Origin of the sequence: Bacillus sp. FSL H8-0492, assembly GCF_038006145.1 — a bacterium.
In the GTDB taxonomy this organism is placed as follows: Bacteria; Bacillota; Bacilli; order Bacillales; family Bacillaceae_G; genus Bacillus_A; species Bacillus_A mycoides.
Window position 1 is genome coordinate 2,649,218 of sequence record NZ_JBBOUP010000001.1, and the last position, 24,200, is coordinate 2,673,417.

21 protein-coding genes and 2 pseudogenes are annotated in these 24,200 nt (G+C 32.0%); 5 read left to right on the forward strand and 18 right to left on the reverse strand.

The features are described 5' to 3' along the window. Nucleotides 1-181 precede the first annotated feature (181 nt). Nucleotides 182-835 carry a CPBP family intramembrane glutamic endopeptidase gene (locus MHH66_RS13705; RefSeq protein ID WP_078185752.1) on the forward strand — a complete coding sequence of 218 codons (654 nt, stop codon included), beginning with the start codon at nucleotides 182-184 and terminating at the stop codon, nucleotides 833-835. Nucleotides 836-917: 82 nt separating this feature from the next. Here the strand turns inward: MHH66_RS13705 and MHH66_RS13710 are convergent, their stop codons facing one another. The 3 genes from MHH66_RS13710 to MHH66_RS13720 form a co-directional block, all read right to left on the reverse strand. Continuing rightward, on the reverse strand, nucleotides 918-1,796 hold the full coding sequence (locus MHH66_RS13710; protein ID WP_002032284.1) for an SDR family oxidoreductase: 879 nt from the start codon (nucleotides 1,794-1,796) through the stop codon (nucleotides 918-920). Nucleotides 1,797-1,930: 134 nt separating this feature from the next. Further along, a complete protein-coding gene (locus tag MHH66_RS13715; protein WP_061690184.1) occupies nucleotides 1,931-2,347 on the reverse strand; it encodes a VOC family protein in 417 nt (138 codons plus the stop codon). A gap of 244 nt (nucleotides 2,348-2,591) precedes the next feature. Continuing rightward, nucleotides 2,592-3,962, reverse strand: a complete 1,371-nt coding sequence (locus MHH66_RS13720) for an aminotransferase-like domain-containing protein (protein WP_061690185.1) — start codon at nucleotides 3,960-3,962, stop codon at nucleotides 2,592-2,594. A 124-nt stretch (nucleotides 3,963-4,086) separates the two neighbouring features. Here MHH66_RS13720 and MHH66_RS13725 point away from each other — a divergent pair, with 124 nt between their 5' ends. Both MHH66_RS13725 and MHH66_RS13730 read left to right on the forward strand, forming a co-directional pair. Next, nucleotides 4,087-5,025, forward strand: a complete 939-nt coding sequence (locus MHH66_RS13725; protein WP_078185751.1) for a DMT family transporter — start codon at nucleotides 4,087-4,089, stop codon at nucleotides 5,023-5,025. Nucleotides 5,026-5,042: 17 nt separating this feature from the next. Next, nucleotides 5,043-6,734: a M3 family oligoendopeptidase gene (locus tag MHH66_RS13730; RefSeq protein ID WP_063218836.1), complete on the forward strand. Its 1,692-nt coding sequence runs from the start codon at nucleotides 5,043-5,045 to the stop codon at nucleotides 6,732-6,734. A gap of 70 nt (nucleotides 6,735-6,804) precedes the next feature. Here MHH66_RS13730 and MHH66_RS13735 read toward each other — a convergent pair whose 3' ends face one another. Further along, complete coding sequence (locus MHH66_RS13735; protein WP_078185750.1) at nucleotides 6,805-7,881, reverse strand: helix-turn-helix domain-containing protein; 1,077 nt, start codon at nucleotides 7,879-7,881, stop codon at nucleotides 6,805-6,807. 330 nt (nucleotides 7,882-8,211) lie between these two features. On the opposite strand from MHH66_RS13735, the gene MHH66_RS13740 reads away from it, so the two are divergent. After that, nucleotides 8,212-9,189: a phosphotransferase enzyme family protein gene (locus MHH66_RS13740; protein WP_078185749.1), complete on the forward strand. Its 978-nt coding sequence runs from the start codon at nucleotides 8,212-8,214 to the stop codon at nucleotides 9,187-9,189. Nucleotides 9,190-9,303: 114 nt separating this feature from the next. Here the strand turns inward: MHH66_RS13740 and MHH66_RS13745 are convergent, their stop codons facing one another. The 8 genes and pseudogenes from MHH66_RS13745 to MHH66_RS13780 all read right to left on the reverse strand — a co-directional run bounded on the left by MHH66_RS13745 (nucleotide 9,304) and on the right by MHH66_RS13780 (nucleotide 15,625). Then, nucleotides 9,304-9,759, reverse strand: coding sequence for a cupin domain-containing protein (locus MHH66_RS13745; RefSeq protein WP_002127529.1), 456 nt, complete (start codon nucleotides 9,757-9,759; stop codon nucleotides 9,304-9,306). 246 nt (nucleotides 9,760-10,005) lie between these two features. Beyond that, nucleotides 10,006-11,385 carry a dihydrolipoyl dehydrogenase gene (gene lpdA, locus MHH66_RS13750; protein WP_078185756.1) on the reverse strand — a complete coding sequence of 460 codons (1,380 nt, stop codon included), beginning with the start codon at nucleotides 11,383-11,385 and terminating at the stop codon, nucleotides 10,006-10,008. Nucleotides 11,386-11,585: 200 nt separating this feature from the next. Then, nucleotides 11,586-12,182 carry a TetR/AcrR family transcriptional regulator gene (locus MHH66_RS13755; protein ID WP_078185748.1) on the reverse strand — a complete coding sequence of 199 codons (597 nt, stop codon included), beginning with the start codon at nucleotides 12,180-12,182 and terminating at the stop codon, nucleotides 11,586-11,588. A 158-nt stretch (nucleotides 12,183-12,340) separates the two neighbouring features. After that, nucleotides 12,341-13,048 carry a phosphotransferase family protein gene (locus MHH66_RS13760; protein WP_063218833.1) on the reverse strand — a complete coding sequence of 236 codons (708 nt, stop codon included), beginning with the start codon at nucleotides 13,046-13,048 and terminating at the stop codon, nucleotides 12,341-12,343. 116 nt (nucleotides 13,049-13,164) lie between these two features. Next, nucleotides 13,165-13,959 carry a VOC family protein gene (locus MHH66_RS13765; RefSeq protein ID WP_078185747.1) on the reverse strand — a complete coding sequence of 265 codons (795 nt, stop codon included), beginning with the start codon at nucleotides 13,957-13,959 and terminating at the stop codon, nucleotides 13,165-13,167. 117 nt (nucleotides 13,960-14,076) lie between these two features. After that, a pseudogene (locus MHH66_RS13770) lies at nucleotides 14,077-14,178 on the reverse strand (alpha/beta hydrolase); the annotation flags it as partial. Between the two features lie 68 nt (nucleotides 14,179-14,246). After that, the gene (locus tag MHH66_RS13775) at nucleotides 14,247-14,999 is read right to left on the reverse strand and encodes a class I SAM-dependent methyltransferase (protein ID WP_002032273.1); all 753 of its coding nucleotides are present in this window, start codon (nucleotides 14,997-14,999) and stop codon (nucleotides 14,247-14,249) included. Between the two features lie 287 nt (nucleotides 15,000-15,286). Continuing rightward, nucleotides 15,287-15,625: a winged helix-turn-helix transcriptional regulator gene (locus MHH66_RS13780; protein WP_078185745.1), complete on the reverse strand. Its 339-nt coding sequence runs from the start codon at nucleotides 15,623-15,625 to the stop codon at nucleotides 15,287-15,289. Between the two features lie 194 nt (nucleotides 15,626-15,819). Between MHH66_RS13780 and MHH66_RS13785 the strand changes: the two genes are divergently transcribed. Then, nucleotides 15,820-16,536, forward strand: a complete 717-nt coding sequence (locus tag MHH66_RS13785) for an SDR family oxidoreductase (protein WP_078185744.1) — start codon at nucleotides 15,820-15,822, stop codon at nucleotides 16,534-16,536. Between the two features lie 42 nt (nucleotides 16,537-16,578). On the opposite strand, the gene MHH66_RS13790 is transcribed toward MHH66_RS13785, so the two are convergent. From MHH66_RS13790 to MHH66_RS13815, 6 genes and pseudogenes are all read right to left on the reverse strand, one after another. Continuing rightward, nucleotides 16,579-17,154 carry an NUDIX hydrolase gene (locus tag MHH66_RS13790; RefSeq protein WP_078185743.1) on the reverse strand — a complete coding sequence of 192 codons (576 nt, stop codon included), beginning with the start codon at nucleotides 17,152-17,154 and terminating at the stop codon, nucleotides 16,579-16,581. A gap of 222 nt (nucleotides 17,155-17,376) precedes the next feature. After that, entirely contained in the window at nucleotides 17,377-18,828 is a 1,452-nt protein-coding gene (locus MHH66_RS13795; RefSeq protein ID WP_078185742.1) for a serine hydrolase domain-containing protein, read from the reverse strand. After that, the gene (locus tag MHH66_RS13800; protein WP_078185741.1) at nucleotides 18,828-19,340 is read right to left on the reverse strand and encodes a hypothetical protein; all 513 of its coding nucleotides are present in this window, start codon (nucleotides 19,338-19,340) and stop codon (nucleotides 18,828-18,830) included. Before MHH66_RS13800 ends, MHH66_RS13795 begins: the two co-directional genes overlap by 1 nt. After that, nucleotides 19,337-19,678, reverse strand: coding sequence for a PadR family transcriptional regulator (locus MHH66_RS13805; RefSeq protein WP_078185740.1), 342 nt, complete (start codon nucleotides 19,676-19,678; stop codon nucleotides 19,337-19,339). Before MHH66_RS13805 ends, MHH66_RS13800 begins: the two co-directional genes overlap by 4 nt. A 454-nt stretch (nucleotides 19,679-20,132) precedes the next feature. Continuing rightward, nucleotides 20,133-23,292, reverse strand: a pseudogene (locus MHH66_RS13810) (ATP-binding cassette domain-containing protein). Nucleotides 23,293-23,371: 79 nt separating this feature from the next. Beyond that, nucleotides 23,372-23,851 (reverse strand): SRPBCC family protein, encoded by a 480-nt coding sequence (locus tag MHH66_RS13815; RefSeq protein WP_078185739.1) that lies wholly within the window; start codon nucleotides 23,849-23,851, stop codon nucleotides 23,372-23,374. Nucleotides 23,852-24,200 lie beyond the last annotated feature (349 nt).

Sequence of the window (24,200 nt, forward strand, 5' to 3'; positions counted from 1 at the left end):
TCAATCACGACATTAATAATAGGTTTTGGTCTAAATGATTCTTGCAAGGAATCTCCTAATCTTGGACTTACTGATTTGGAAAAATAAAATTATTATGATCGTCTCAATTACCATTATTTTGGAGAACAATGTGCTATTATATATTCGTAATCAATGAAATAATAAGAAAGAAGGGGTTGTTGTGGAAACAAAGATTATAGAAACAGAGAAGAAAATTGATTCGAAATCCCTTTTGGCTTTGGGATTATTAATTATGTCCGGGATTGTATATCAATTTTTCGCAGTGTTAGGAGATAATATACCTGAAGTATTGGGGATAATTCTTGAAGCTTTATGGAATCTTGTATTATGTGGAATTATAGGATACTATTTTTTAGGAAAAATATCATTAGAGCAATTTAAACATTTTAATTTCAAGACATTACTTTGGGGTTTGCCTTTAACAATTATCGTAGGTATCGGTTCCAGCTTAATATTCAGTTACATTTTTGAACCTGCAACTAAAAATTCCGTTGCTGAAGTAATAAGTATTTCTATGATTTTATTCCGTGTACCCTTTATGTTAATGGGTGAAGAGTTGATTTGCACTAATATAATTATCGCATTACAAAAATTAGGATTAAAATTTGGCACGGCATCATTAATATGTAGTTTGTTGTTCGCTTTGTGGCATATTCCAGCTTATGGTTTTGTGCCAATGCAGTTATTAATAACTATAATCCCAATTAGATTAGCACTAAATTATATATGGAAAAATTCAAAAAGTATTTGGGTAAGTTGGATTTGTCACTTTATTTTTGACTGTATTTCATTTGTACCAATGCTTTTTAAATAACCATTTTATTTTTAAAAGGACTTTATTATTTGCGTATTGTATAAAGAACAAGAGCACTCAGCTATTGAGTGCTCTAAAAACATTAATTTTGATTCAAAACATTCTCCTCAAAATATTTCCCCCAATCTGGGCGTCTTCCATCCATATCTGTAAATCCATACTCTCTTCCTAATTCCCATGAACTTAACGCTCGTCCCGTTTTTTCATGAACATTTGGATCACTTGCTAAAGCTGCTACTGCTCTTCCAACAAAGAAAGGAGTTTCTGATGCGATAAAATGAGGGTCTTGTTTAGCTCCTTCTCGCCAATTCTCCTCTGTTACACCAAATATATCTAACATCGCTTCTGAACGAAGGAATCCTGGACTAACTGCGACAGCTGTAATATTGTGTTGTTCTAAATCTTTCGCCATAGCTTCTGCTAAATGAATTGTTGAGACTTTTGCTAAACTATAGTACAAATTACCTCGATATTGATAATCGACTCCATCTGTAATTTCAATAACAAGTCCCATTTTATTTTTTACCATTAATGGTACACCGTAATGGCTTGTCATTATATGAGAATGAACAGCTCTTTGTTGCATAAGTAGTCCGTTATGTAGGTTGTGTTCCCAGAAAGGTTTCTCCCATTCTGTTAAAGGATCGCCGCCCCAAACATCGTTTACTAAAATATCAAGCTGTCCATTTTGTTCGTCTTGAATCTTTGTAAACAATGCTTTAATATCTTCTTCTACCGTATGATCAACACGAACTGCGATTCCTTTTCCGCCTTGCTTTGTAACAAGCTCTGCCGTTTCTTCAATCGTTTCAGTTCTTCCCATACAGGATAAATTCCCTTTTGTACTTCTTCCTGTTACATATACAGTTGCACCGGCTTCACCAAGCATCATCGCAATACCTCTTCCAGCGCCTCGTGTTGCTCCGGCCACAACTGCTACTTTACCTTGTAATGGTTTCATGTGATTCTCCTTACTCTTTATAATCAAGTATAATTATTTTCGGTACCCCGTTCTGATTTTAAGAAGGGGTTAAAATAATATTAATTAAATTTGATTAGCATTGCACCCTATGCCTCGTTGTGCAGCAGCGAAGTTCATGCTTTTTTGTTCGAAATCAGCACATTTAAATAGTGCTGATTGTACATAACGCCTAATATGTTTCCGAAGGGATCAACTACGGAAGCCGTGATGAATCCCACGCCGCGCTCTGTAGGTGCCTCATATTCTTTTGCTCCCATAGACAGTAGCTTATTGAAAGTTGCTGTTACATCATCAACATGCCAGTACACTATAGAGCCAGATGGGCCGGTCACTGAATCAGCTGGCGCATAACGGCTATCGATTAAACCTAGCTCGTGTTGGTAGTCGCCAATGCGAAATTCGGCATATCCTGGACGTTCAAAGTATGGTTCACTTCCTAATAGGTCAGCGTACCATTTCTTTGCGGCTGCTAGATTATCTGTCCAAAAACTAACTGTGGTTAGCCCTCGTAATGTCTGTGTATTGCTCATAATCGATCTCCTCCATAATGTTGAGTAATATTTCCACATACTAAAACGAAATAACACCTTCTGAATTACCTTTAATTCACATATAAATAACCCATTCTCTTATCCATATTCAAGAAAATGCCCTTTTAATGGCAGATCATGAACGTAACGATTTTTTTTGTAATTAAACAATAATATTGTGAATCAATAAGAGCAATACATACAAACAAGGCTATTCTATTCAAAACACGCCCCCTCATAATTTTTATTCTTTTTTAAACTGAAAATCCACACGGTTCGTTCGTTTTATTTCCCCAATTACTTTGCCAATCCCTTCTTCAATCTTTTCTTCTTTTACATTAGATACATTTAACTTTAACAATCTCTCTTTATGAAAGTTACTTAAATAATTTTTATCAATAGAATCTATGCTTATTTGACTCTTGCTTAAATTTTTAATAAATGTGTCCGTGACTATATTTTTTTTCAACTGTAAACAAGTGTGTATTCCAATTGGATCTACTGTTCTAGAAGTAAACAAATGTGGATTTTCATTTTGAACACCTTCTACTACTGCCGCTAGTTTTTTTGACCTATTGTAGTAAGATGCTTTTATTTTATGTTTATGCCGATCAAACATTCCGCTCTTTATGTAAATTTCTAAAGCAGCTTGCGAAATCATAGGACTATCGATATCTAAAATCTTTTTATACTTATAAAAGGCATCTGCAATGGATTGCGGGATGACTGCAACACCGACTCGCAAACCAGGAAAGATGATCTTCGAATAACTTTTTAAATATATAACATGATTACAATTATCTTGGCTGTAAAACGGATCTACTTTTGAATCAGTTTCTAAATCTGCTAAATAGTCGTCTTCTACTATAAATACATTATATTTCTTCGCAAGTTTAACAATCTTTTCTCTCTCTTTTTTAGAATACGAAGTTCCAAGTGGATGATGAAATCTTGGAGTTGTATAAAAGAATTTAATTTTTTCTGTGCTGAATATCCGCTCTAGTTCATTTAAATCTATCCCCTCATGCGTACGCTTAATTCCGATTACAGGAATGTTATTTGTTTCTACATATTCAATATATAAATGGTAACTTGGCTGTTCAATTAGAATCATATTATGTTCATTCGGAAATGGTATTGAAGTTAATATAGCAAGTGCTTGCTGCACACCTGACGTTATAAATATATTATCTTCCTTTGTGAAAACTTGATAGTTTGCTAACTGTTTTTGCACAACCGAAATTAAAGATGGTAACCCTTTCGGTGTTCCGTATATAAACAAATCATTCTTATAGGTATCAATCGCTTTATTAATGCAATGCTGAAAATCTAAGTATGGAAAAACATCTGGATCTGGGGCCGAAGAAGCGAAATCAATAATCTCGTTACTTTCTACGTAACTTCCAGATTTCTTAACAACGTAGTATCCACTTTGAGGTACAGAATAAATAATATGACGCTTTTCCAATTCATGCAGCGCTCGTATTACAGTCGCCTTATTACATTCATATTGTGTAACAAGCGACCGTATAGACGGTAATTTCTTTCCTTCTTTTATCTCACCATTTTGAATCATACTTTCTAAGTCGGTCAAAACATGTAAATATTTATACATCATTACAACTCCTATTTTTTTGTACCGGTACAGTTTGTATTTGTTCACATTGTAGCACTAGATCAGAAGGATTACTATGTACGTATACTGGCCAGTAAGAAATCAACTACTATGAGGTGGAATTATGACAAATACAACAAAAGCATATATATCAGCATTACTCTATTCATTTATTATTGGGTTTTCATTTATGTTTGTGAAACTAGCACTAACCATTACGAGTCCTCTTGATACTCTGGCTCACCGTTTTACAGTTGCCTTCATAGCAGCAACCATTCCGGTTATTTTCGGTTTTGTAAAGTTAAATATATCATTTAAAAACATACTTACACTTTTACCACTCGCAATATTTTATCCAGCATTGTTCTTTGCTTTCCAAGCATTTGGCTTAGTATATACAAGTTCATCTGAAGCTGGAATTATACAAGCAACGATCCCTATATTTACGATGATACTAGCTTCCTATTTTTTAAAAGAATATACGAATACATGGCAAAAAACATCAGTATGTATTTCTGTCATAGGTGTCATTTATATATTTGTTATGAATGGTATAGGGGCTCATGAAACGAGCTTTATCGGTGTTATTCTCATTTTATTATCGGCATTATCATCTGCTTGCTACAATGTATTAGCTCGAAAAATGACAAAGAAATTCAAGCTGATGGATTTAACATACACAATGACAGCAATCGGTTTTATTAGTTTTAATTTCATCGCAATCATTGACCACATGAACAAAGGTACAATAACTGTATACTTTAAGCCATTTACGAATGGAACATTCCTTATCTCCATTTTATATTTAGGATTACTATCTTCCTTACTGACAGCATTATTATTAAACTATTCATTATCTTATATTGAAGCAGCCAAAATAAGTGTTTTTAGCAACTTATCTACACTTATTACCATTATCGCAGGCGTTGTATTCTTACACGAGCAAATTGCCTACTATCATATTGTCGGTACACTTATGATTGTTCTTGGAGTAATAGGCACAAATTTTCTAGAAAAAAAAGGAATCATAGCGAAAAAGAAGAATACCTCCTTGAGTAAATAAAAAGTGAGGGGTAAATAATGCAGAACTCTAATACGATCGATATCCGTAATATACATGAGCTAGAGAACGAATTATCTACTTTATTAAGTAAACCCATTTCTTCAGGAGAAGATTTAGAAAATTGGCTGAAAATACAGTCGAAATTAATATGGGAAATCGAAGAACAATTGAGATCACACTATATTGACTTTCAATGTAATACAGATAACAAAGAAATAAAAGATACGTTTGAATATGATCAACAATATGTAAGGCCTCTTTTGAAACGTTATCAAAATTCCTTTGATAATAAATATTTAGAGTCACCATTTCGAATGCAACTTGATCCAAAAACTTATAGCTTACTAGATAAAAAAATAAAAAATGCGCAAACATTATTTTGTGAAAAGAACATTGATTTAGAAGTAAAAGAAGACAAATTAGTAACCGAGTACTTCGAAATTACAGGCAGTTTGACTGCACTATGGGATGGCGAAGAAAAAACAATTACTGAACTACAGTCTTACTTACAAAATCCGAATCGTGATATACGAAAAAAAGCAAAAACGCTCATTTCCGAAAAATTTTTATCTGTTGAAAATAATTTACAACATATTTTAAATGAATTAATTGCAATCCGTCACCAAAAGGCAAAAAACATTCAATTAGATAATTATCGTGATTATATGTTTAAAAAACATGAACGTTTTGATTATACGGCTGATGATTGCTATGAACTTGCAGAATCCGTTCGTAAATACGTTGTGCCACTTATTGATAATATATTTAATGAGAAAAAAGCTGAACTTCAAGTAGATACACTTCGTCCGTGGGATCTAAAAGCAGCCGCACCAAATCAAAAAGTATTAAAACCCATTGAAGACGAGAGTGATTTAATCGAAAAAAGTTCTCATATTTTACAAAAACTAGACCCAGAATTTTCTGCATTATTGAGCCGTATGCATAAAAATGATTGCTTAGATTTAGAAAGTCGTAAAGGAAAAGCACCTGGCGGATTTTGCGAACACTTACCTGCTTCTCAATTATCTTTTATTTTTATGAATCTCAATCATACACATTATGATGTTACTACTTTCCTCCATGAAATGGGCCATAGTATTCATAATGAATGTATGAAGCAGCTAAAGCTACAAAAATATTTAGAAATCCCTTCAGAATCAGCTGAGCTAGCCAGCATGACAATGGAATTGTTTTCGATGGAGTATTGGGATACATTTTATGAGAATACAGAAGAATTTATAAAAGCAAAATTAGATTTCTTTAAAGATATTGTTAAGTATTTACCACAAATGCTTATCGTTGATCAATTCCAACATTGGATGTATGAAAATCCAAATCATACTGCTAAAGAAAGAAATGAAAAATATTTAGAATTACATAACACTTACCAATCGAATGTGGTAAATATTGAAGGTTATGAAAACTGGACAGCAACTGGCTGGTTACCTGTACTACACATATTCGAAATACCATTCTATTATATCGAATATGCAATCGCGCAACTTGGTGCATTGCAAATGTATAAACAATATAAAGAGAATCCTAAACAAGCACTACAAAATTACAAACAAGCATTATCTCTAGGTAGCTCTGAATCCTTACCAGAGGTATATGAAGCAGCTGGAATTCGTTTTGATTTTTCTAGTGAGACAATAAAAGAATTAATGGCATTTGTAGAAGAAGAATTAAATTTACTTGAACAAATATAAGTAAAAAAGATGCACCTATACTTTTAGGTGCATCTTTTTTACTGTATTCTCTTCTAATTAGTTTCAATTTTCATCTCGCTTTATTAATAAGATCTATATATTGTAGGTCCCCATATCCTATTGTTGGAAAAAGATTAAACAACCTTTTTAATAAATCTTGTGTTGGTAAACCTTTATTTTTGGAGATATACTTTACTACTACATTATTTTCTTTTAGCATTTCTAAATATAAATCTATCGCCTGATACATTACAGGTAGTACCTCATAAGATGGCTTTTTATGATTTACTAGAACTTCATTGTAAACAGAAAAATAGTTCCCTAATTCAAGTTCAATTTGACTAACTTTAAATTCATCCTCTCTGAAGCTATTTAAGTATACTTTGCCCTTATAACCAGACTGTTCAAGGTAAGAAAGTACGGTAAGTAGATTCATTTGGCAAAACATATCTTCACCGAACCATAAAACAATACATTTATACTCTTTCTTAAAAAGATCCTCTAAAGGATGAATAACCTTTTTCGTATAATTTTCTACAGTACCTTGGTGCCCTTCTGCCCTTGTTTTAATAAACTCATCATCAAAAATCTGTGCAGTAGTCGCATTTACACACATAGCTTCATTAAATGGAGCGTAATCAGACTCCCCCATTAGTTTTTCACTTTTAAATTCTTCATACATAAATTGACCATTTAATATGTTTAGTACATCTTTATCAAACAGCTCACTCTTCGCATTTCGTAACTGATCAACTTCAATTTTTCTAGAAAAATTCATTCTATCCCACTCCTTGCCATCATTGATTGAGAGTTTAATAAATGATTGAACCGGTATTTTGTTTAGTTGGAATTTCCCTGGGGTTATACCAAAAACAGTTTTAAATGCTCTACTATAAGCCTCTTGCGAAGAGTAATCGTAATCAAATGCGATATCAATTATCTTTCTATCATTCGTCAAATCTTCCGTTGATAAATACAATCTTCTAAGAAGAATATATCGTCTAATACTTATCCCTGTTACTTGATGAAATTTAAACGAACATAAGTAAGGAGAATACCCCATATAATCAGATAATTTATCTAATGAAAACTCCTTTTTTAAGTTGCCCTCAATCCATTCAATCATTAGCTGTATATGTTCATTCATTTATCTCCCTCCTCACTAAATATTATAAGAAGTATCCACTTCTTTCTTTTGATATTTCTTGTGGTTTATAACATTAACCACCCTCTAGAACCTTTAAATATCATATGTAATTACTCATTTCATATTTTTTCAGCTATCTTATTTTGTCATACATTTACTTAACTTTTCAATAAAGTGAAACTTTAATCAGTGGGGAGTTTGTTCCTCCCCACTGATTATTATCCCATACTAATCGGACTTTTACGGGATAAATCTTTTTTAAAGGATTCTACCAAATAAAACACGAAATTTGTAAGTTAAGGAACTAGTAGTTTTGTAAGTGGAAAATTTATGTTTGGAAAGGAAGTTAAAATGAATAATATAGAAAAAGAGATACTTAAACTAATTAATAAACTATATCCATTGGATTTTATTGAAATGAAACCAATAACAAATGAAATGTATCAATGTCTCACAGCACAAGGTACTTACTTCGTTAGAATTACAAACTATAAAACATATGAAGAGCAATTAGAAGAAGTTACATATACGAACTTTTTATATCAAAAGGGCTTAGGAGTCCCTCCCATAATACCTTCTTTAAAGGGGAATTTAGTAGAGAAAATAACCTTAGACAAAGAAGTTTTTGCTGTATTATATAAAGCTGCTCCTGGTATACATTTACCAAGAAACGAATGGAATTCTAATGTATTTAAAAAGCTTGGTCAACAAATTGGTAAATTACATCGTACATCTAAAAATTTTGAAAGTATTGAACCAGTAAAACATATAAACGACTGGTATGAAAATGAAGAGTATAATTTTCTTAACTATATCCCAAAAGAAGAGACTACTATAAGAGAAATTGCATCTGACGTTTTAACTTCTATAAAGAAGCTGCCAAAGTCCACTTCAAATTACGGCTTAATTCATGGAGATTTATGGTTAGAAAACATATTAGTGGACAATGATTTAAATTTAACAATGATTGATTTTCAAGACTGTGAAAAACATTTTTACATATTCGATTTAGCTGTTCCAGTCTATAGCGCGATAGAATATTCTTTCGTTGGGAATGGCAACATAGTCGACTATGAGAATTCTATTACAAAAGCAATAATCGACGGATACCAGGAGGAAAATGATCCACCTAAAGAAATGATAGAGCAGCTTCCATTGTTTATTAAATTAAAGGAGATATTCGAATATAGTTTAATGCATATGTATTGGAATAAAGAAGAGTTAACTGAGGAACAAGTACGGATAATGAACCTTTATAGAATAAAGATTGAAAAAAGCCATTCTTTAAACACAGTTGGTTTCCTATGAAGTACACCCAATTGTTACATTCAGTTTAACAATTGGGTGTACTTTTCTATAGATAAGTTTTCTTCAAAAGACAAAATACAAGGAGCGAAACGATATTTAATCGTACAGTGGCACCTATTTTTCAATCCATTCAACGGATTTATCTAGCTTAATACCATCCTCGATATTACTTTCTTCCAAAGTATTTGCCCTAGCTTGAATACAAATAAAATAGAGAGGTTCACTTGAATTGTTACGCCAAATTCTTTCCCCCTCTTGTGCCACCCTTATGACAGTACCCTCTTTGATTTCAAGGATTTCATCATCAATCTTGAATTCCCCTTGTCCTTTGACGAAGATATACAGCTCTTCATTTTCTCTATGCTTATGATAAAAGGGCATTGAAATGCCTGGAGGGAAAACATTTAGTGAAACTTCCATCCCTGTACATTGTAAGTCATCTTTAAGAAATACCTTTCCAGGAGCTTTAAATGGATTTCCATTTTTATATTGAAGCAGATCCTCCCACTTTCCTACTTGAACAGCACTAAAATTTTTACCTTCCATTGTTGAATTAACAAATTGACTCATTTGTATTCTCCTCACATATTCATTTTCCATAATTCAACTTTTCATTCTCTAATAAATGAATAAATCCTCTCACAAAAAGAAACCGAACAGTCTCTTTTTTACGGTGAAAAAACGGCTCAATTAGCCATAATATGTTATTAAGAAGTTTATTAGTAAAGATTGTTTTTTACATATTTATTTATCTCTACATTTATTTTATTTAGAATTTCTAAAAAACGAAGCAATCCAATTTTTATTAATTAATATTTATTTAAAATTGTAAATTAAGGCCTCAGCAGCTTCCATCACAATCTCACTTAAAGTTAGTTGAGCATGTGGTGTTAATGCAATATCTTCAACTGTCATGCCTGATTCAATTGCTAAACCCATTTCGGCAATTATTTCTGATGCACCATTACCCACGATTTGAGCACCTACTAATACACCATCTTCTTTACGCACCAATAGCCTCAAGAACCCTTTTCCTCCATTTGATACAAGTGCACGACCGTTTGCTGAAAATGGGGATTCAATCACTTTTACTTCCATGCCTTCTGCCTTTGCTCGCTCTTCAGTATAACCAACTGTAGCTAATTCAGGATTTGTGAAACAAACTGCTGGAATTGCCAAGTAATCAACAAATGATAGTTCACCAGAAATAGCTTCAGCAGCTACTTTTCCTTCGTAAAATGCTTTATGTGCAAGCTGTGGACCAGCAATGATATCTCCTATAGCAAAAATGTTCGGAAGGTTAGTACGACATTGTTGATCAACTTTTAATAAACCGCGGTCAGAAAACTCAATACCGATTTTTTCAAAACCCTTATTTTCAGTATTAGGACGACGGCCAACCGTTACTAATACGTAATCAGCGTCAACTTTCTTTTTTTCACCACCAATTTCGTAGGTAACAATTACACCATTTTCAACTTCTTCAACACCTTTAGCGGATGCATCTACTATTACTGTAACACCTTTGTTTATAAGGTCTTCTTTCACAATTTGAGTCATTTGTTTATCGAAGCCAGTTAAAATATCTTTACCTCCTTCAATAATTGTTACTATAGAACCGAGGGAAGCGTAAGCAGAGCCCAATTCAGTACCAATGTAACCACCACCGATTACAACCAATTTACTTGGAACTTCAGTTAAACTAAGTGCACCTGTAGAGTTAATCACACGTTTTGTAAATTTAAATGCTGGAATTTCAACTGGGCGTGATCCAGTAGCTATAATTGCATTTTTAAATGTATATGTTTGAGCTGCATCTTTATTGGTTACTCGTATAGTATTAGCATCCATGAAATAAGCTTCACCTTTTATCACTTCTACTTTATTGCTTTTTAATAACCCTTCTACACCACCTACTAATTTCTTTACAACGTTGTTTTTAAATTCTTGTACTTTCGCAAAATCAACATTTACACCAGAAGAAAAAATACCCATATTTTCTGAATGCTTTGTTTCCTCAAAACGATGACCTACAGAAATAAGTGCCTTAGATGGAATGCAGCCGACGTTAGCACATACGCCACCAAGATTCTCTCTTTCTATAATTGCCACTTGTTTCCCTAATTGTGAAGCTCTTATTGCAGCAACATATCCTCCAGGTCCAGAGCCAATTACGATTGTTTCTATTTCTCTCATATCCTTTTTCACACTCCTCCAAAAATTAGAAACAGGTAGGCCGAAATCGTTCATATTCTACACATTTTTCAATTTACTATTTTGTATTAGTACCATTCTTCTCTCATCCGTTCTTTCATAGTTCCATCATGGAATTTCTATTAAGTGATCACCCCCTCAAAAAAACCGAACAGTCTCTTTTTTGCGATAAAAATTACGGCTTAGTTGGCCGTAATTTGTTTTTCCAATTCATCTAAAAGTCGTGACGATACTGTATCAATATAAACTGTATCTTGGTATAAGCGTGACAAGGCAAGTGCTCCTTCAAGAGAAGAAATCCAGATGATAGCAATCTGCTTTGCTTGAGTATCTGGTTTTAACTCTCCTTGCTCAATTCCATACGTAATAATCTTTTCAATTATTCCAAGTAATTGATTCATCGCTATCTGTGCTTGTACTGCCATGAGAGGATGGGAATCATCTGCTTCTAACGTTACGTTCATGATTGGACACCCTCCAGGAAGAGGATCATTATTAATGAGAGATGTAAAAACTGAAATAAAAGTTTTTAACTTATCCAACGTATTGGATGCTTTTTTTATCTCTTCGACATAACGCACTCCCATTTGTGAAGTTGCGTGCTGAAAGGCTTGAACAGCCAAGTCATCTTTATTTTTAAAGTGACGATAAATACCACCCTTCTCCAGCGCAGTCTCTCGCATAATATCAGAAATTGAAGAACCACTATAGCCCTTTACATTAAACAGAGCAGAGGAACGATCAAGAATCATTCTTTTTGTTAATTCACCTTTACGCATTGTGTCCTCCTAAAAGAAAACGTTTGGTCTCTTTTAAGTATATGACAAACCGAAAAGAATTAGCAAGAAAAAAATAACAGGGAATATCAATGAGTAAAAAACAAATGATACACCATCCTTACAAGAATCAGAATAAATACATGAAAAACATCTTTTATTTACAGAGGTTTAGTCTCTGCCAGTCTAGCTGCACTAATTATAGGAGCCCACTGGAAAATTTCATCTCTTAATAAACCTGTTTTTTTGCAATATATATGTAAATACATTTCAGCTAATTCCACTGAATTCTGTGAATACAATAAGTATGTCCGAAACACATCTGCACGAATATCACCTGAACTAGCATCAACCCAATCTATAATTTTCACATCACCATTACTCATAATTAAATTAAACGGATGTAAATCACCATGACATAATCTAGGTTCAAATGTGATTGAATCTAACTTTTTTAATATATTTCCCTTTTGTTTTTCATCCAGATCATGTACGGAGTTAATTTGACGATAAAGCCTTTCTTCCATCGGTTCTATTTCATTAGAGTTCACAGATATAGCATGAATTTTTTGTTGGATACTTACACAAATACTTATGAAATGCTCCGCTTTACTCAAATTATTAAGCAAAAGCTCACCAACACTTTCCCCTTCTACATATTCCATAATAATAGCTTGTCTACCTTGTATCTCTGTAACTTCAAATACTTTAGGAACGTATAAACCACATGAATATGCATACTTTTGTTTTCGTGCTTCGTATAGAGATTCTGTATTAGGGAGGTATTCTTTAAACAATTTCACAACTTTATTATCACAAAGATAAATTTCAGCCGTATTTCCTTTGGCTATCGGATTTCCTAGATTCAATTCATTTCTCTCCTTACAGTAAATTAGAATAACGCCTTATAGTCCTCTATAAATTCAGTGTAATTATACTGAAACCCTTCTTCATGAAAATGAAAAAAACTTACCCCTCCCTATAATTATATAGAAAGTGGTAAGTTTAATTTTCTAGGAATATTGGAATGAAACTCCGGTGTATGCAAAACAGAAAATGAATACCCTTGTTGAATAAACAATACTTCAGTATGTTTACTTTCAAATGGAACACCATTTTTCTTAAAGTTATTTTGGATTTGTTGTAAAAACGCATAATCCGGTGTTCCGAATGAAACATGTACTTTCGGTGGTAAAGCTTTCATCGCGATTGGAATCCACGGTCGCTGCCACCAGGTTGCAACGATATATGCAGTGCCACCTATAACAAAGTTGAAAATATCCCCATCTTCCTTCGTTTTCATGTCTAGATTTGATTTCAACCATTCCGTAAATACAGGTACACTTTTAACCGGAAGACCAATTTCCCTTACGTATAAAATGTTTAACGGTGAATGCGGGACTAATACATCTTCTTTAACATAACTATGTGCAATAATTTCGAGAAGATTTCCATCACCATCTTTAAAGTATAAATTGAATAGACCATTCTCCTCACCAATTGTATGACCATCTTTCCATTTCACAATGAGTAATCCAGACTCTTTAAGCCATTTTGCCGTTTCATGAAACTTTGAATATGGGATCTCAAAAGCGAAATGCGCAGGTGCAATTGGTTCATATACTTCTTGAAAACTGATTGTTGTATACGGTGTTACTTCAAATTGAATATATGATGCGGTTTCTTTTTTTATTGGAAAAGATAATATGTCTTTATAGACTTGTTTTACCCCTTCTATAGAAACCGTTTGTAGTTTTATATCTGATATATGTGTAATCACTTTACATTCCCCCTTGTTTCTTATTATCTATTCTTATTGTATTACACTTATAAATAGATAAAATCAAACCGAAGGGTGGATTTTCCGTGTAAAAACTACAACTTTAGTATGAATATGTTAGCTCCAATTACTTTTTATTTCCGCTATAACAACTTCTGGTTTATCCCAGTGTAACAAATGTGTAGTATCAGGAATTTCTTTTACTATACTGTCAGTTTTTCCTGCATTCTTTCCCACAAAAAAACTGATTTTCTTTTAAAGAAAATCAGCTTTTACGTTAAAATACACTATGATTTAACAGCAATAATCATAAACCTTTTTGAATTCGTACGAATACCTTTTTCGGAACTATTAGCGTCAATGAACTTTTGTAAAATATTAAAGTCCTCTTCTTTTTCTCCAAATCTAGGAATAATAGGCGTATGTTTTAATAAGAAAATAAGATCCTCAGGAGTACTGTAATAATCAGTAACATCATATTCACGTACTTGTACGAGTTCAAATCCTGCACTAATAAGTTCACCCATATAATTATCTTTTAACGTACCATCTCTTTCACCTAAACATTGCCCTCTACCAAATGCTTCTTTAAGATTTAATTTATCATGTTCGCTAACTTGTTGTGTTAAGAAAAAAGCACCTTTTTTCATTACTTTTGCCAATTCAGGTGCTACAAACGGCGCATGACAACTTGAAGTAATATCAAAATGAGCATGCGGAAACGTTAAAAATTCCGAATCCATTTGAAGAAATTCAACATTTTGTACACCTGCTTTATTCAAATTGGAATGTGCTGTTTTGATCATTCCTTTAGAATTATCTATTCCAATCAGTAATGCAGCTGAAGATGCTATTTTTAATATATTCTCTCCTCCACCTGTGCCAACATCAAGTAGAATATCTGATGGTTTACATCTTTCTTGCACTTCGCCATAAAAGTCCCAAGTGTCACCTACAGTTTCACACTTTAGCTTACTAAAGTCCCACCCATTTAATCGTCCCACTTTATCATAAAAACTTTTATACTCTAATTCATTCATTTTATTATTTCCCCTTTGTAAAAATGCATTAACTGTTTAGATGATTCTCGAAATAGACTCATAGTTGATATTATCGTGAAAGGGCCTACGTCTTCTTTTATATCTGCTACGCATTTTTTCAGCCCCGAACAACTAGTTACTTCGAACGATACAGCATTTCATCTATATCACTTCATCTGGAAGACTGCATATATAATAACCTATAACACTATTTAATTATATATTATAAAATACAAATCACTAAAACGATATGTTTCGACAAATCCCATTTAGTTTACATAATAATATTATAGTTTGTTTTTATCGATATATTCTAAATGTCCTCTTCCCCAACCACACATACTATCCAAAACAGTGCTTACTGTTTTTCCATGTTCTGTTAAGTTGTATTCCACTTTAGGTGGTATTTCTTGATAAATTTCGCGTTTTATTAGTTGATCGTGCTCTAATTCACGAAGCTGCTTCGCTAATGTCCCTTGAGATATATCTGGTATTAGTCGCTTTAATTCACCAAACCGTTTCGTTCCATCTGTTAGCAAAATAAATAAAATGAGTGGTTTCCATTTCCCACCGATTATTTGTAATGTAGCTATTACTCCTTTTAATTTCGGTTCCTCTAAATTCATTTTCCTCACCACTCCCTCAAATCATAAATTATAATGAATAATTTTTTATATTATGTATCCATATAACAAGCGATTAGTACGAAATTTGCGACTATGTACATATAAAATGCGTACTTTTCACTTGCAATCTTTTAGCGAATAATAAAAGCGTAGCAGTTTTATTTTAAAGTTTTTATTAAAGGAGGGGCTAAAATATGTCTATTACTACATTAAAAAATACTCGTATCGTTATCATTGGTGGAAGCTCTGGTATTGGATTAGCAACAGCAAAACAAGCAATCGAACAAGGCGCACATGTTATTATTGCAGGACGATCGGAAGAAAAATTAAAAATTTCTCGAGAATTAATAAATAACAACCATCTTCAAACTTATGTATTGGATAATCAAAATAAAGAGCAATTACAAGAATTTTTCAAGACAGTTGGGAATTTTGATCATTTATTCACACCGGGAACCTCTTACACACTTGGACCAATAACCGCTACAGAGGAAATTGCTGAAAGCAGCTTTATCGGAAAGTTTTGGCCACAATATTACGCCGTAAAATATGCGATTCCTTTTCTTTCAAACTCTGGATCTATCGTGTTAATGTCCGGTGCATTTAGTCAAAGACCACTTAAAGGTGCACCTGCTTATGGCGCTTGTAATGGTGCTATTGAAAGCTTAGGGAAAGCTTTAGCTGTTGAATTAGCTCCTATTAGAGTTAATGTTGTTTCTCCTGGAACGATACGAAGAGAGAATGAACAAAGTGAGAAAAGACTAGCTGCTTATGAAGATTATAAATCTCTTTCTCTTGTACAGAGACCTGGGTATAATGATGAAATTGCACATACTGTCCTGTATTTAATGCAAAATGGTTTTACTACAGGTAATGTATTATTTCCTGATGGAGGATACACATACCATTAAATTATTTAAAACAAAAGCCCCTTATTAAGGTGGCTTTTGTTGCTAATTTAGAAACTGCTGAAGTAATACAGGATCCTTTTTTAAAAGTTCTGCTAAAAACAAAAGTTGAGGAAAAGGTTGTAAGATTAACTCCTTATCCATTTTTTCTTTCAATATAGCCATTCCACCTTGCTTAATATAATCGTTTAGTGTTATTTCCTTACTACAAATTAGCCTAATATCACTTACTGAAAGTAATAATAGTCCGTTTGTTTCAGAAGATGGATTTGGTTCATTTTCTGAATGTGCAATATACATAATAGATAAAGTTTCATATGGACTATCAATAATTAATATTGGAGCGACTTCATTTTCTACTTTTATTTTCTTTGATTGTGCATTCCAATTCTCTTTGTAGTATGTACTTGGTGAACTCAATATAGTAATATCAATAGCAGCTTCTTCTTTCACTTCTCTTTTAGCGGTTTCTACTGCTGTCTCATTGTTTTCTTTATGGCCTCCCAGCCTTACTACACCTAATGTATCGCCTTTTCTTGTTGGACCAACTTGAAAAATAAATAGATTATTATAAAGAACATACGCGCCAGATGTTCTTACGTCTCTATTAATATCTATCAAAATTCCCCCTCCAAATCATTAAAACATTATGAAACACTACTATTTAGATTTGCATGTCTACTAAGTTTAATTTATGGTCTGTTGCAACCTTTAAAAGGAATGTAATTTTTAGATTTTGGGATTTACATCTACTTCGAAACTCAACTTTATCTTAAATATTGACATTGTGTGAGAGTCAACTATTTTTAACAACTTTAATTATATTTCTTTAATTATTTATCCTTATACTTTCTTGCTCCTCAGGGCTATAAATATTGATATTAGTCCGTTCACAGCTAATAATATTACTGTAATACTAGCGAGTAAAGCTACATCTGCTGCAAACAATTTAATCGTATGCCACGGTGAATTTGTGCAATAAATAAGAAGTGGGATCAAAATACTAGATAATAGTAGAAATATACTCCCAACGAACAGCCAAGTTTGTTTTTTACAAGTTTTCTTACGTTTATACTTTTTCATTAACATAATTGATGTAATAATGAGTGAGAGTGTGACTATCGACATAACAATTTGTGTGAATGGTATGTTTTTAGGGATATCACCAGGTTTTTCCCCATTCAAAATACTAATAATCCCCTTTTTCAATACCGTTAGTGCTGTTTCTTCTAATACATGATTTTTATTCGTTAAAATCACACCAGCCCAGCCACTTTTATTTAAAGTAAACATTTCTGCACGAGCATCAGGCGTTGATCCTGAATGCCAAACCATCGTTTCGCTTACATTTATATTTGTTGTTCTTAATCCAAACCCATAACTTTTTTCTGAATTTATTTTATAAAGCGGTGATAGATAAAGATCCATGCTTTCTTTCTTAAAAAATTGAGTGTGGTCTTGGTGATTCAAAAACATTATAAATTGAATCATATCTTCCAAATTCGCGGTAATATAACCATACGGTGCTCCAGCATTATCATAAGACACTACACTTTTTCTTGGTATACCAAACAACGACTGATAACCTGTTAAATAGCCTTTTTCATATGCACTTTCTTTATTTGCCGCTGCGCCATTCATTTTTAAAGGCTGAAAAACATGCTTTTCTATATATGAAGAATATGTTTCATTTGTGACTGCCTCAATAAGGGCACCAAGTATCATATAATTTGCATTACTATATTGATATTTTTCACCTGGTGGGGCATTTAATTTTACTTTTGAAAGTTTCATTACATTTTCCTTTAATGCTTTAGAATTCTTCAATTGTTTATCTGATAATGCTAAGCCTTCATATGTGTTTATTCCACTTGTATGAGTTAGTAGATGTTGGATTGTTATATTTGAAGTTGATTGTGTGTCTTTTAGTTTAAACGAAGGAAGATGTTGTTGAACTGAATCCTCTAATTTTATTTTTTTATCTTCTATTAACTTGACTATAGCTAAAGCTGTTAAAGATTTACTTATTGAGCCAATCGCAAATGGTGTTTTACTAGTTATCTTTTTTTCAGATTCTCCAGTAACCCCCCATAATTTTGTGTAAAATACATCTCTATTATGTACAATAGCTACTGAAGCTCCTGGAATTTTATGTTCCTTTAAAAATTTTTCAATATAAATATCTAAAGTAACTCTAATATTTTGCTGAGCATAAACTTTTGGATGTACGATACATAATATTAATACATTACAAAGAATACAAATTTGAAATAGTTTATAGATAGTTTTCTTCATTATACTTTAGATAGCTTTCTTTTTTTATAACTTATTAGGCTAATAAATACTAATATAGAGAGCGTAAAACTAAACATTATTAATACATAGTTCCACCATTGATTCTCTGCTATACGATATAAAAGATTATAATTAAATGTATTTTTGCTATTAGTTCCGTTAAATGATTCAGTTAAAAATAGTGAAAGTATAGTTTGTGAGATGAGGTAAGTAATAACTGCGATGAATATGCCACCTAAGATAAATGTGCTCGAATTTCCCTTTTCATTTTGAAGTTGTTTCATTTTCACTCGCAGATCAATTTCATTTATCTCCAAAAAGTCTTGAACAAATAATTGAGGCGTACCTAGATCATTTATACTATCCTCCCCATTTTCACGACATTCTTGAATATGCTCTAAAATTTGTTGTTTAATATTTTCCCTTTCTTCTAAACTTATATCGTATTGCTTTAATTCCTTAAGTACGTCAGTTAAAAATTGATTTTCTTTACCGTTTAATTCATTCCTCATTTCAGAAGGTCTCCTTTCAAACCACTTTTTAATAATGTTTGAATATCAGATTGTAATTCTAACCACTCATTAACTTTCTTCTCAAGACGTATTTTCCCGTTTTCATTAATTTCATAATAGATTCTAACTTTACCACTGTCTGTTACTTCTTGATAAGTATTTACCCACTCTTGATTTTTTAACTTAGTTAAAATAGGATAAATACTTCCTACTCCTTTCAATTTTAAATTGTATACTTCAAGTTCTTTCATAATTTCATAACCATAACTTTTCTTTTTCGACAAAATAGATAACACACACATTTCTAAATGACCTTTAATTAAACTTGTTTTGTCCATAGGATAAATTTAACAGAAATATATACTTCATTCAAGTATATATTTCTGTTAAATTTAAAAATTCCAATAATTATACAATCACTAAAAAAGTAGTATATTCCTTTTGGTATTATCCAAATAACCTAAATTATTATCCTAAAAAAACATTTTTATACGTCAATAATTATATAATAAATGATCATAATTAACGATTTAAAACTAACCCTCACAGATAAATGCATTTACATCTTAGAAAGACTAACAAAACTTAAACATAAATGCCAACCTGTAATACCTTTCAGTTTAAAATTTAAGAATAATTTATATTGGTATTACAAATAGATTTTTCTTGCTCTATTATCTATCCACCTTAACACGTTTAAAGAAACTCTTCTTCAACATAAAAACTCATTTGCAGATTATTGCAAATGAGTTTTTAATCCCTAACTGACCACTATTTTTTATTCTTCTTAATTTAATTATTTTTCTCAAGACATTCATAAACTGCCATCATTTCTCGCTTATTCAACTCACGAATTCGATTAAATATTAGAATGTCTGCAACATCCTCAGTTCGTAAGCTTTCATCCACAACATCCCTAACTTTTCCAGTTAACCATGTTTGTACATCTATGCCATCAACAATTTCTTTAAGCCCTTCATCATTAATACCACTTGCATTACAAGTTATACATGGAATTGTTAATTTAAACACGCCATCATGTAGATTATCCTCGGTTATAACTTTTTTTCCGTTACAGAATGGACATGGGTTGCTTTTTTTAATTTTATTAATTTGGGTAACTAATTTTTTGTAACCAAATGCTTCATACACATATGTTAATTTTTTATATTTTCCATTTGTGAAATACTTATCTATGATAGTTTCTCTTGTTTCATTGATATTTTGGAAATCACAAATAGTCACCTTATTATTATTGCTGATTGATTCGATATTACCTTTAATTTGGCTCCAGAATGGTAAAACATTTTGTAACACCATTTCAGCTTGCTTGTTCTAATTCAAACATTTTCAGTGCAACTTGTGTTTTCCTAGGCAGTAACGAGACATCTTCTGTCATAATCATATTGTCACCTACGATAGATTTCAATTTGATGAGTACAGGTAAATCTCCTACAATTTTTATTATTTCATTAAGCGGCTGATTGATAATTTCACGAATATCTGTATCTCCAAATTTAAGCGATTTTTGGTGATTTAATACAGTTGCCTCACAAATTGGACATGTCATCATTTCTTTAGAAGTCTTAATATCTTCTTTAATAGCTGCTTTTGAAATAACAATATATCCGCCAATAATTGTATTAAATCCTACCCATGTTCTACGTGTCTTTCCTTTCTTATCATAAAAGGACTTATCAAAATAGCCGTACCAAAATGTATGTTTTTCTTCCTCAGACATATCATTATAGCTCTTTGACAAATCATGACCAAGCTCATTTTTAATTTCTTCAAATAGAAATTCTATTTTTTCATATTGATAAAATTTTAATACTTTCATGATTTCCGGATCGAATAGACCATCCCAAAATGGAACATTTTTATCTTGAATTGTAATTTCTTTATCAAAAACTTCAATTTGAAGACGTCCCGAACATGATGGGCAATGATTATCCTGAGAATAGAAATCGAAGCTTCTCGTATCTTTATTAGTCGGATGAGCAGCTACAATATGATTGATCAATCCACCAATTTCATATAAGAAACTATATTGACTATACAAATGTCTTTCGAGATCAATAGCAACTACAGGTGCAATTGTATCAGATTCGTATTCACCGTAAATTAAACGAGCCATTGATGATAAGCTTATTAATATGCCACCCTTATAGATGTTTTCTGCATTTTTAAAATAATCAATATGATTTTCTTCTAAGTAATTAATTCCATTTTTTTGATTCAGTGTTGAAGAAATATGTATTTGCTCAGCATTATTCACACTGCTTTTTTGACGATAATAATCATCATGACTTACTACATCAAGATGCTCTATAGATTCAAGCTGTCTTTTTCCAAAATCAACAATATAATCAGAACTTTCTAGCATGTAACTGTTATGCTCAATCATTATGATAGAGACTGATTCATCTTGTAATATCCCTCTAACACTATCTATAAATTGATTTAAAATATTTTGCGATAAACCTTTTGAAGGCTCATCAAAAATAAACAATGTATGTGGATTTCTTGTTTTTGCAAATAACTCAGAAACTAAATGAACACATTGAAACTCACCCGTTGATAATGTTTGTGTTTTTCGTTCTAATGTTAAATAGCCCAGTCCTAATTTGATTAGTAGGCTCAAGCGTTTATACGCAATATCTTCGTTTGGAATTTCATCAATAATATCCTCAATTGAGCGCTCAAAAATATCATCAATTTCTTCACTATACTTTGTCAGTTTCTTTTTAATATCTAAGAAAGTTGCTACAGTTGATCGACTTGTAATCGATTGGTTTCGATCTTGCCCTACCATAACTAATTTATCTTTTGGATATCGTTTCAAGAAATCTGTAGCTAAACACTCATTGACAAGTGTAGATTTCCCGCATCCAGACTCTCCTGTAACAGTTACAAGTCTATTTTTAGGAATCTGAAACTCCGTCATTTGGATATTTCGGCAATATAATTCATGGAATGTATAATATTCTGTTGGCATTTTGTAATTTCGTTCCGATAGTATTGGCTTTGGCCTTGGTGATTCTTTTACGATTTTTCCACCATATTTTCCACTACCAGGTCCGAAGAATATTTGCTCATCCGTTGTATCCAGTACTGTATCTGAATGATCAATGAGCCAAATTTGATTTTTGTACCCTAATCTTTCGATCTCTTCTAATATTTGTAATAATGTTTCGTGATCAAGCCCCACGGAAATCTCATCAATAATAATTACAGCATTTTCACTTACTGCCATGAATTCAGCTAAGTAAAGTCGTGTTAATTCTCCACCTGACAACGTACCCATAATTCGATTTAATGTTAAATAACCAATGTTCATATTGATAATATTTTGCAGTATATGTTGTTTTGCTTCACTAATATTTAATTCTTCTGCTAGTGAAAGAATAGATTCAACACTTAAATCGTTAATATCCGAAATTGTATGTGATTCAGCAAATAACTCAATAGTACGTTGTTCAACTTCTTCACTATAACGTTTCCCCTTACATTTTTTACACTCAATATTTTTAGTAGTACCACGCCCTTTACAGCCAGCACACCAACCTAATTGATTATTAAATGAAAAGACTTCAGGAGAAAGATTAAATTCTTCCGCTAGTTTTTCACGAATCTCTTTAAAAACACCTGTATGAGTACCAATCGTCGAACGCGGATTGGAAGAAATTGATGATTTCCCTAAAAAAAGTACTAAAGGCATTTCTTCCATTTTAATTGCACTAAAATTAGTTTCCATAATATTAGGAAATAAATATTGATATTCAGCCTTTGGCAATAAGGAAACTAGACGCTTCTTTGATTCTTCACCAATTGTTTGACAAAGAGTTGTTTTTCCAGATCCAGATAAACCAGCAATACCAAGTGATTTATTAAACGGAATAACAGTATCAAGTTTATTTATGTTATTAGCAATTAATTGATTTACTTTCATATTAACCTCTATTCTTATTTTTCCACAAAATCATTTTTACAATATAATAATTACATAATGAATATTACCTATTATACAATTACCCTCTCACTTCTTGAATCTTATCCTTGTATTTTTCGAACCATTGTTGCCATTCGTTTTTAGAAAATTCCTTCTCATCCTCTTCTAAAACTGAAGAAAAAAGGTCAAGACAAATATGCCAACCAGCTATATCTTTTGGTGTATGATCAGTTAATTCATGAATGTATTCTTTAAGTAGTAAAAGAGCACCATTTTTCTCTTTATGTAGTTCAAATCGGACACGATCTTTATCCCATGTGAATTCAAGTACTGAATTTAGTTGGCACTCTAAAATATCAATATTTAAAAATGAACCATCCATCATGTCGAACTTTATAATTCCACCTGTTTTAAGGTTTTCAATCTGTAAATTAGACATCCATTTTTTAAGCTTGCTGTTTTCAGTTAAAACAGACCAAACTTCCTCTATTGTATTGGGAAATTGGCGTTCAAATTTTATAATATAGCCATCAGTTTGTTTCTCTATTTGAGCTAACATATTTATTTCCTCCTACTCTTGTACAGAATGTATGTTCCTGTTTTATTTTACACGAATTTATGCATAAAAGAAATCTCTATGGCAATGAAATATTAATTTAATGTGTGAATGGTATCTTGAACATTGATTGATTTATTATATATTCTCTCCATGTGTTTATTACAATAGGCGTACCTCAACATTTCCGCAAAAAAATTCAACATGAGAAAACGTTGATTTATTTACTTTATATGATATTTCCATTAAATATTTAAAAGCAATTTTCTTTAAGATAAATGGTGTTAATAAGAGCTAATATAGTATTCAAATCAAGTTATGTAACGTTCAAAATCACTTATTATGTATGTCT